Annotated in this window: 8 protein-coding genes; 7 read left to right on the top strand and 1 reads right to left on the bottom strand. The window is 28.1% G+C overall.

What is annotated here, in order from left to right:
• Window positions 1–232: 232 nt before the first annotated feature.
• Genes HMPREF9402_RS08070 through HMPREF9402_RS08045 form a run of 7 tightly spaced genes read left to right on the top strand, consistent with a single transcriptional unit; the run spans window position 233 to window position 10,280 of the window.
• Window positions 233–2,368: a DEAD/DEAH box helicase family protein gene (locus HMPREF9402_RS08070; RefSeq protein WP_009607080.1), complete on the top strand. Its 2,136-nt coding sequence runs from the start codon at window positions 233–235 to the stop codon at window positions 2,366–2,368.
• 16 nt (window positions 2,369–2,384) lie between these two features.
• Window positions 2,385–2,546, top strand: a complete 162-nt coding sequence (locus HMPREF9402_RS14575) for a hypothetical protein (protein ID WP_006785105.1) — start codon at window positions 2,385–2,387, stop codon at window positions 2,544–2,546.
• Window positions 2,546–4,546, top strand: a complete 2,001-nt coding sequence (locus HMPREF9402_RS08065) for an AAA family ATPase (protein ID WP_009607082.1) — start codon at window positions 2,546–2,548, stop codon at window positions 4,544–4,546. Before HMPREF9402_RS14575 ends, HMPREF9402_RS08065 begins: the two co-directional genes overlap by 1 nt.
• 1 nt (window position 4,547) lies before the next feature.
• Entirely contained in the window at window positions 4,548–5,129 is a 582-nt protein-coding gene (locus HMPREF9402_RS08060) for a hypothetical protein (RefSeq protein ID WP_006785107.1), read from the top strand.
• Between the two features lie 25 nt (window positions 5,130–5,154).
• The gene (locus HMPREF9402_RS08055; protein WP_009607083.1) at window positions 5,155–6,048 is read left to right on the top strand and encodes a DUF4007 family protein; all 894 of its coding nucleotides are present in this window, start codon (window positions 5,155–5,157) and stop codon (window positions 6,046–6,048) included.
• A complete protein-coding gene (locus tag HMPREF9402_RS08050; protein WP_009607085.1) occupies window positions 6,032–9,460 on the top strand; it encodes a hypothetical protein in 3,429 nt (1,142 codons plus the stop codon). Before HMPREF9402_RS08055 ends, HMPREF9402_RS08050 begins: the two co-directional genes overlap by 17 nt.
• Before the next feature lies 1 nt (window position 9,461).
• Window positions 9,462–10,280, top strand: coding sequence for a hypothetical protein (locus HMPREF9402_RS08045; RefSeq protein WP_009607084.1), 819 nt, complete (start codon window positions 9,462–9,464; stop codon window positions 10,278–10,280).
• Window positions 10,281–10,487: 207 nt separating this feature from the next.
• Here the strand turns inward: HMPREF9402_RS08045 and HMPREF9402_RS08040 are convergent.
• Window positions 10,488–10,720, bottom strand: a 233-nt coding sequence (locus tag HMPREF9402_RS08040; RefSeq protein WP_009607081.1) for an ISL3 family transposase, incomplete at its 5' end; no start/stop codon positions are given.

Here is a 10,720-nt window from a genome sequence, read left to right as displayed (position 1 = left end):
GTGTAAAAATTCACTCTGCAATTTTTTTATGTGAGTTTTCCGTATCATAGTTTAAGAAATTTTAATAACTTAAATATTTCTATTATTAAAGCAAAAATATAAAAATTCCACTTACTGTATAAAATAATTAAAAATAACATCACTTATACTGTTTTTAGCTATAAATCAATTAACAAATATGTCGCTTTTTGTTATAATTATCTTGTTTACTTTAACAGGGTAGGGTGATTTGATGGGATTGAAAGAATTAGAGCTACAACTACAATATCGCTCGGAGGAAGATGATATTTTAAATGATTTTTACAAAAAAGTTATTCGGGATGCCGTTGATTATAAAAGGGCAGTCGGATATTTTTCAACACATTCTTTGTTATTATTAGGCGATGAATTAGATGAGTTTATGCGTAAAGGTGCCAAAATGAAGCTCATTGCTTCACCAAATTTATCTGATGAAGACATTGAAACAATAAAAAAGGGTTATGAAAATAGAACTAAGATTATTACTTCTTGTATCATAAATTCGTTAGAAATTCCAGATAATGAACAAGAAAAAGAAAATTTATCTAAAATTGAGTGTATGATTGCCAAAGGTAATTTAGATATAAAAATTGCTTTCCGTAACACTAAGGGGATTTTTCACGAAAAAATTGGAATTATTACCGATGAAGATAATGAAAAAATTGCTTTTAACGGCTCAATGAATGAAACATTTAATGGATATTGTGATAATTTTGAAAGTATAGATTTATATTTTTCCTGGGATTCAAGAGATCTAATTAGAATTAATTCAAAAGAAAATAATTTTGATAAATTATGGGATAATCAAACAAAAAATCTAGACGTTTATGACTTTACAGAAGTAATTCAAAAACGTCTAATTCAATTAAAGGAAAACGGAGTACTCCCTATAATTCAAGAAGAGTTGCCTAATTACGATATTCATCCCTCTGGACCTTGTATACCTCATTGGTTACAGAATGGTATTAGACCATATCAGTTAGAAGCATACCAAAAGTGGGTTATTAATGATTATAAGGGAATTTTACAAATGGCCACGGGAACTGGTAAAACAATTACAGCGTGTTATTCTCTAGTTAAACATTATGAGATGCTTATTAAACAAGACTTAAAACAAATTGTAGTCATATTAGCTCCTTATAAACACTTAGTTGATCAATGGTATGATGAATTAATTAAATTTGGGTACAGTCCATTTAAGGCTTATTCTGATATCGCAAATTGGGATAAAATTATTCAGAGACAAGCTCGACGTTTGAATCTTGATCCAAAAAGAAAACATCTTTCGATAGTAACAACAAATGATAGTTTTAAAACAACAAAATTCCAAGTACTTTTAAGTGAATTAAAAAAGCGACATGAGGTTGTTTTTATTGCAGATGAAGCCCATAACTTAGGAGCAGAATCAACTCTTAGTTATTTATCAACTGATTTTAAATATAGACTTGGATTAACTGCAACACCTATTCGACATAATGATGAACTAGGAACAGAAAAGTTAATTCAATATTTTAATGGAATCATCTTTAAATATGATTTAGAAGAAGCTATTAAAAATGGATTTTTAACAAAATATATCTATCATCCTATTGTTGTATACTTAGATTCAAGTGAATCAAATAAATTTTATGATATCTTAAATGAATTTCAAGGTTACAGTCTTTCACAATTAAGACAATTTTCATTCTCAAATAATAATTTTAAAGAAAAAATAAAACTAACCTATCAAATTGCCGATGGATCAATCAATAAGTTTAAAGCGTTTAAAGAGAAAATTAATGAATTTAAAGATACTTATTACAACTTAATTTATTGCTCTAGTGTCAAAATAAATGATGGAGAAAGTAAATTACCAATAAAGCAAATTGAGGCATTAAATGTATATATGGGGAAAGAATTAAATATGAAAGTCCATACATTTACAGCTCAAGAGGACATTCACACACGTAGAGAACTTATAGAAAGATTTGCTTCGGGATCTGATATCCAAGGCTTAGTTGCAATAAAATGCTTAGATGAAGGAGTAGATGTTCCTGCTACACGTAGAGCTTTCATCCTATCTAGTACAACAAATGAAAAGCAATTTATTCAAAGACGAGGGAGAATACTACGCAACTCACCAGGGAAAGATTATGCTGAAATATTCGACTTTGTAACACTACCTCGAGAACTTCAAAAAGTACTGAGTCATGGTCCTGAATCTGAAGCTGAAGTATATTTAATTATGAAAGAGTATAATCGTATATTAGAATTTGCAAGATTAGCTATTAATCCTGAACTTGGGTTAAATTTAGCAAATGATATTTATAAAGCATACCGATTAAATCAATATATTGAAAATACAAACTAGTATTGGAGGCTAAAATATGAAGGATATTGAATCAAAGAAAAAAATGGTTGTACAGATGGCAAAATTACAATATAAGTTTGATAAAAAGATTCTAGAAAAAAACGGAAAACAAGTTAAAACACAAGAAAATCTTGCACGTATATATAAAGATTTAATCGAAAAGGAGTTAAATAACTAATGAAATTTAAATCCATAAATATAATTAACTTTAGACAGTTTTCAGGAGAAAATCTTTTAGAGTTTTCAGTTAATGATGAAAAAAATCTAACAATTATTCATGCGATGAATGGGAGTGGTAAAACTACCTTATTACAAGCATTTAACTGGTGTTTATATGGTAAGATGAAATTACCGGATCCGGATAAAATTATAAATGAAACAATATTTCAACAATTAGAAAAACAAAGTTCTCTTCCTGTTTCAGTAATAGTAGTAGCTAGTCATGAGGGAATTGAATATACAATTGATAGAACTAGACGCGTAAGTAAATTAATTGATGGCACAGCTAAAACATTTTCTGAAACCTTTAAAATCAGTTATATAGATTCTCAAGGGAATTCTAAAATAGAAACAATGGAAAGTGCTGAAAATATAATAAATAATATTCTTCCTGAAAAAATGTCAGCTTATTTTTTATTCGATGGAGAACGAATTAAAAATTTAGGTGAAAATAGCGCACAAGCAAGAAAAGATATTTCAACAGGAATTAAAAATATTCTAAATATTGATGTATATGATTCATTGAAGGTAATCTTAGAAAGAAAATTAATACCACTTCTTCACAGTCAAATTAAAAGTGAAGGCTCAGAAAAATTAGATACCGCTATCAATGCTAGAAGCCTAATTTTGCAACAATTAGATAGAAATGAAATTACCATAAAGCAATTATCAAAAGATATTGATGAATTATCTGAAGATATTGAGAAATTAAATCATCAAATAAGTTTGAATGCTGATGCTTTTGAAATACAAGAACAATACAAACAAAAAAATCAACATTTTGAATCATTAACAGAAGATTTAAATGATTTACTATATCCAGGTAAAAAAACTTCTAAGCCATCTTTTCCTAAAACCTATACTAAATATACGATTACTAAACTATTGTCATTAATTAAAGATGATGTCATTTTAAACCTTGATACCTCTAATATTTCAAAAGAAGCAATTGCAGGAATAAATGCTGAAGCAATAGACACTATCATTGAAAAGAATCTTTGTATCTGTGGTAGAAAAGTGGGGCAAAATGAGAAAGAATTATTATGTGATTTAAAACAATACTTACCTCCACATGATCATCGGGTTTTAGTTCATGGTTTTAAAGAACGTTATCTAGAAAAATTAAATAATATTGAGGAAGTTGAAACAGAAAAACAACAGATTGTTGATTCGTATTTTGACAAAGAAGAGAAAAAACAAACCACGTTTGAAGAAATTAAATCAATCGATAGAAAACTTACTCAAATAACAGATATTAGCCATTTACATTTATTGAAACAAGAAAAACAACGTACATATGATGATAAGAATAAAACTATAGGAATTCTAGAGCATCAAAATACTGAACTCAAAAATAAACTAGAGAAAATTGATAACGATATTTCTTTATATACTAAATATACTAATGAAAATCAAAAGCATCAAGAATCTATTGAATATGCAAATGATTTAATTAAAATTTTAGATACTACAATTGAGAAGAAAAAATCTGATATCCATAAAAAATTAAATGATGAAGTCAACGCTGTTTTTTCAAGTGCTTCTCATAAAAAATCTAAAGAAGTAGTAATAGACAGCAACTATAATTATAAAATTCGCGACAAATATACTGGTAGTGAGGCTTTGAGTGAAGGAGAGTCTATTATCACTAGTCTATCATTAATTTCAGCTATTTTAAAAATTGCCAAAGAGCAAGCTCAAACCAAAAAAAATGAATTAGAAGCTACTGTAGAATATCCTCTCATCCTAGATGCACCATTTGCGAAACTAGATACAGCACATATCTCAGGAATAGCACCTCTGCTGCCGAAATTTGCAGACCAAGTGATTTTATTTTCTATTGATCAACAATTTAAAGGAATTGTTGAGGAATCAGTTAAGCATGTTATTGGAAAACAATATGAAATGACAAATGATGAAGATAAAAAAGTATTCTTCAAAGAATTAGGGGAGGAATAAAATGCAAGCTCTTGAAACTTTAAACTCTATAGTATTTTATGGAAAACATTCAGATATAATCAATAAAATTAGTTCAACAAATGAAAATCTGAAGCCTGGAATAACACCTCCACCACTTTTTAGCAGAGTAATTGACGCATATTATATAGCAGGGCTAATTGGAGTATTGAATAATTATAAATCTACTCCTGATTTGAAAGGTAAAGAGAGAACAACAATCTTTACTGAAACACTGAATAGAAATTTATTTGATTTAAATTTTTATAGTGCAATACCTATTATTTTGACACAAGACTTAACAAAAGTTTCAGATGTAAAAAGAGCTTTTTTTAGTGAAAGCAACGATGAAGAAAACTATCTTGTATCACGTAATAATATATTCTATAATTACGCATTAGGTGGTCTGGAAATAATTGATGAAAAAATCTTAAAAAATGATTTAGGGCAATACCTTACAGCAGAAGATGAGTTAGATATTTACGATAGACTAGAACAATATTTGAGTTCACTTGAAGAAAAATATAAAATAGACGATGACTTTGTAGATATCGATTTAATTATGGATTCGACAGATTTTGACTAGTTAATAATAGAGAGGAGCATTTAAAATGGGATTTGGGCAACATCAAAGTTTTTATCTACGAGAAGGTTGGCTTCATAAAGGTTTAGAAGCTGTATCCTTAGATGAATCCCTTTTAGCAAAACCTGATGCCTTTGAAAAAATGGGGATAGGGAAAAACATGTTAACAGCTCTTCGATTCTGGCTAATTGCCACAGGAGTAACGAAATATGATGTTAAAAATAAAATTTTTTCAATAACAGAGCTTGGAGAAGAAATATTTAATAATGACTCAAATTTGAATCTTCCGTTTACTAGAGCATTAATACACTATAATTTAGCTAAAAACTCTGAAGTAAATGATTTAAATGGTAACAGAAGTTCAACAGTTATCTATTGGTTTTTTAATGAACTAGAAGGAAATATGTTTGAAAGAGATCTTTTACTTGAAAAATTTACACAATGGGCATCAAAATTTAAAGATATTTCAATTAATTCATTAAAACGAGATATTGATTGTTTATTATACATGTATGACATTAACAACGCTTTTGAGGACCCTGAAGATGTTTTGCATAGTCCTTTATCTTCTTTAGAACTAGTTTCAAAAAAAGATAATATTGTAAAATTAGAGGGGAAGATAGAAAACATTAGTGATGAACTAATTTACTATATACTTGTTGACTATATGAATATACACGAGTTAGACTCATTGACCTTAAACGAAGTTATTAACCTTAAAAAGCTTCCAGGAAAATTATTTAATTTGAAATCAGAACAAATTTTAAAAAACATCTTTTCATTAAAGAAACAAGGAAAACTAGAGTTTATACAAACAAATAATCTCGATACTATTCAAATTAAAAATAGACCTGTTAACTCTATAGAAGTAATTAAGCAATTTTATAAAGAAAGTAGGGATATAAATGAATCAATCATTTAAACCTAGCATTAATATTAAATACGATTTTAAGGCAAATGATTTATTAGATTATTATATTCCTACACCAACACATGTAGAGGTGATAAATTCTATTTGTGAATCGGTTACTCATTCTAAAACACAAAACAATCAAATTATTATTGGAGCATATGGAACAGGAAAGTCATTATTAGGTCTGCTAATCTCAAATTTACTATCTAAATCATTTTCTTTAACTGAAACAGAATCTATTATCAATTCATTTTCAAAATATGATGAGAAGATTTCTACTAATATTAAAAAGCTTCGACAATCTCCTTTAACTTTTATTCCTGTATTTGTTAATGGTAATGAGGGACTTTTTCATAATGCAATCTTATTAAATACTTTAAGTGTTCTAGAGGAGAAAAAAATCAAAATTACTTTTAATAATAAAAGTACTGAAATCTTAAAAACAATTGAACAATGGGAGCAAGAATATCCGTCAACCTTTAAGAATTTTAAAAAGCTTTTAATGATCCAAGGAACAAACATTAAACAATTTAAAGATAATATATTAAATCTTCAAGAGGATGCCTATGAAATATTTGAAAAATTATATTCGCAGTTAACCTCAGGGGCCTCATTTAATTATTTTAACAATAATAATTTTATCTCTCAAATTGAGCAAATATTAGAACAATTAAAAGAAAAAGGATTAGGTCTTGTTTTTATATATGATGAGTTTGGACGTTTTTTACAAACACTTCCAGAAGATAAAACTCATACAACAATGCAGTATATTCAAGATTTTGCAGAATTATTAGATCACGGGATTGATAATGCAAGAAGTATTTTTATCTCACATAAAGATATGAGACAATACTTTACGGATAAACCTCAATTTATTGATGAATTTCAAAGAATTGAAAAACGTTTTAAAAAACATTATATTTATTCCAATACAAATATGTTCTTTAGCATAGCTGATAAAATTATTAGCAATCTTAGACAAAAAGAAATAGATCCTTTATCTCTAGAAGCGAATCTAAGTCAATTAAGAAAGTATCCGCTATTCTCTTTAAACAGAACGGAATTAGAAACACTAGTGGTTCAAGGATGTTATCCATTACACCCTGTATCACTCGCATTGTTACAGCCATTGTCAAATGCCTTTGGTCAAAATGAAAGAACATTATTTACTTTTTTAGATACAACTGATACTAACGGTCTAAGATATCATATAAATAATTCACATGACACCTATTATCCTTATCAATTATTTGAATTCTTCTTTAATGATATTAATAACTCTTCAACGATTGATTCAAAGTATAGCATACTAAAAACTTATTTAAAAAATTATTCAAAGATTCCGAATAACAAAGATAAAACAATTTATAATGAAATGATAAATTTATTAAAATTTATTACATTATGGCAAATAACAAACCTTCAAAGTACACAAAATTTAACAACAGAGTTTATTAGCTACGCTATGGGATGGTCGATTATTCAAACAGAGCAAATTCTTTCAAGATTAAAAGGGTTTAGAGTTTTAAGATATAATAGATTATTCGAGCAATGGCAAATATACGAAGGAAGTTCTATTGATTTAGATAAAGAAATACAAAATAAAGTAAATAATTTATCGATATCCTACGATACGCAGTGTAGTTTAATACAATCTCTACTTGATAAAAAATTCTATTCTGCAGATCAATATAATTTACAAAAGAAAATGGTTAGGTTCGCGAATGTAAGGGTAGTTATGCCTGAAATTATTTCAAATAATACTTGCATATTTTTAGATTCAGATGCTGATGCGTATATTAATATAATTATTCCTACTGTTGATATAACACAAGATTTCTTAAGTAAATTACAACTTATCCAACAAGAATATACTAATCAATTATTCTGTATTGTAAATAAAAAAATAGACTTTTTTAAACAAGATTTGTATAAATATGTAGCAATTAACCAATTATTAGAAAATACTACTTTACTGTCAGAGGATCAGTATGTAAAGGTTGAATTGCAAATTGAACAAGATGAAACATTATTTCATTTAAAACAAAAAATTAAATATTTAACAAGTTTTAATAATAAATTTGAATGGTATTTACCTAATTTAAAATCTGTATCAAATATAAAAAATGAACTTATTTTAAAAAGAAAATTATCAGAATTATTCTACACTAAATACCCACTGACTCCAATCATTAATAATGAGGCATTTAATCGTCGTAATATTGCTACTGTTCAACGAAATGCATCAAAAAAAGTTATCGACGCAATAATAGAAAACCCAGATAAAGATAACTTTAACATTCAAGGTTTTGGTCCAGATTATTTAATTTATGCGACCGTTTTTAAAAATAACGGTATCCAATCATCTATTGATTTATCTAATATGCCGAATAATGATTTAAAAAAGCTACGTGATACATTATTATCAAATATTCACTTAAGTAATAAATTTGCAGATTTAGTCAATATCTTAAGAAATGAACCTTATGGATTACGTGAACCAGTGATTCCTGTTGTATTAGTTGGACTTCTACAAGACATTTGGCCAAATATTATGTTTTTCAATAAGGGACAATATATTAGCCGTGTAACTAGTCAAGAAATATGTGAGATGGTATTAGATGGTTCAAATATTACTTATCAAGTCAATAATTTTGATGAGAGTGACTTCGACTTCTTTAATCAAATTGTAGAATTATTTAAAGATAATTTATCTCAGCATGTTTTAGATAAATCAGTCCATATTCAAGCAAGTAGTGCATTATTAGGATGGTTACAGAAATTACCTAGATATTGTCAAACTACTAGTAATCAACCTGAACATCTATTATTATTTAAAACTTATATTAGACGATTAGAAGTAGATCCTACTGCTTCTTTAAGCTGGCTTAAAAATCACTCAAATAATTTTATAGCTTATAAACAAGAGTTAGAAGAATGGTTCCCAAATCAGATTAAGAAAACATTAAACTTAATTGAAACAGAAACTAGTATTCATAACCTTTATAGTTGGGCTATTGATAAAAACTCACAAAATAAAGATAATTTATTTATCCAAAAATTATTAAAATGTAATAATGAGAATTCAATTACATTTATTAATGAACTTTCATACCAACTATTTGAATTTTATGCAACAGAATGGACAGATAGCTTCACTCAAACGTTTATCAATGAAGTTAAAAACTGTATTGAATCAGTTAACCAAACAGAATTTAATCCAGATAAATATGTTGCCCTAAAATTAAACAATGAAACTAAGTACATTATGAAAACAGAATTAACACCGCGAGCAAAAACACTTTATGATAATTTGCAACGCATGATTACAAACTCAGGTAAACGTATTACCAATAATGAGCTTGAATATATCCTATATAGTATTATTGAACAAAAGCTCAAAACAGGAGAGGAAGCTTAAGATGTTATCAAAAGAAGAACGTAAACCTTTACATATAGCTATGTTTAGTGGTGGTGCATCGAGTGCATATGTTGCTTATCGTATGGCACAACAATACGGATTAGATAATAGTATTTTATTTTTTACAGACACACAATGGGAAGATGAAGATAACTATAGATTCATGGAAGAAGTTGCTGATTATATCGGTTTACCAATGACATACATTGTAGACGGTCGAACTCCAGAAGACGTATTTTTTGATATGGGATATCTAGGAAATTCAAGATTAGCAAAATGTTCTGAAGAAATTAAAGTGAGACAAACTTTAATCTTCATTGAAGAAAAACGTATGGAAGGATTTGAGCCTATTTTATACTTCGGAATTGGCCCCCACGAAAAACATCGTGCAGAAAACCTAACTAATTTCTATGAACATTTTCCAATTGAACCAGTTGAAACAAGATTTCCACTGATTGAAACATTTAGACAAGATTTAGATGCTAAGCATATTATAGAGAATGAATGGGGGATTAAATTACCTCGTATGTACGCTTTGGGCTTTGAACATGCCAACTGTGCAGGCAGATGTGTTCGTGGTGGATATGGACACTATGCAACCTTATATAAGGTTTGGCCAGAAAGATATTTAGAGCAAGAAGACATGGAACGTCGTTTCCGTGAAGAATTTAAAAAAGATGTTTCAATCTTAAAGCGAAATGGCACACGATTCACATTAGAAGAGTACAGAAAAATGATGGATGAAAAAGGATATGATGTTCTAGTTCAAGAAAAAGATGATGAATCTCAATCTATTCCATGTGTTTGTACGTTTTCATAATAGTTACTACAATTTATAAACTCACTATTTAATATATGACGGTTATTTATCAAATGGTATGGATGACGAAAGTCTATCAATCTAATTGAAAGGGATTAAGCTGCTCTAGGAGTAGCTTAATTCCTTTTATTTTGGTTCTTTGTCAAATAGTGTTGCTGATTAATTTGTGACCTATTACAATGAAAAATTAAATTGAAATCCTAATGGCTATGCTGCTAGGATTTTTGTTTTAGGTTTTGTTAGATTTTGAATCATGAGAATACGAGATTTGAAATGATAGAAACTGCGATATCCAAAGGCAATACGCTTAATGACTTTAATTTTATTATTAATTCCTTCAATAGGACCATTGGTGTACGGAGTTGTTAGTGTGTTTTCAATATAAGATTGATAAGTTTTAAAGGTTTGAAAAGCTGTTTGAAGTTCAGGAGAAATAAGAG

The sequence above is a fragment of the Turicibacter sp. HGF1 genome, from assembly GCF_000191865.1.
In the GTDB taxonomy this organism is placed as follows: domain Bacteria; phylum Bacillota_I; class Bacilli_A; order MOL361; family Turicibacteraceae; genus Turicibacter; species Turicibacter sanguinis.
Note: the sequence above shows the minus strand (reverse complement) of the source record. Positions and strands in the feature narration are given on the sequence as shown.

Excerpts from the sequence above, each read along its gene's own strand:
- HMPREF9402_RS08070 (WP_009607080.1), top strand. The coding sequence starts at position 233 with ATGGGATTGAAAGAATTAGAGCTACAACTACAATATCGCTCGGAGGAA.
- HMPREF9402_RS14575 (WP_006785105.1), top strand. The coding sequence starts at position 2,385 with ATGAAGGATATTGAATCAAAGAAAAAAATGGTTGTACAGATGGCAAAA.
- HMPREF9402_RS08065 (WP_009607082.1), top strand. The coding sequence starts at position 2,546 with ATGAAATTTAAATCCATAAATATAATTAACTTTAGACAGTTTTCAGGA.
- HMPREF9402_RS08060 (WP_006785107.1), top strand. The coding sequence starts at position 4,548 with ATGCAAGCTCTTGAAACTTTAAACTCTATAGTATTTTATGGAAAACAT.
- HMPREF9402_RS08055 (WP_009607083.1), top strand. The coding sequence starts at position 5,155 with ATGGGATTTGGGCAACATCAAAGTTTTTATCTACGAGAAGGTTGGCTT.
- HMPREF9402_RS08050 (WP_009607085.1), top strand. The coding sequence starts at position 6,032 with ATGAATCAATCATTTAAACCTAGCATTAATATTAAATACGATTTTAAG.
- HMPREF9402_RS08045 (WP_009607084.1), top strand. The coding sequence starts at position 9,462 with ATGTTATCAAAAGAAGAACGTAAACCTTTACATATAGCTATGTTTAGT.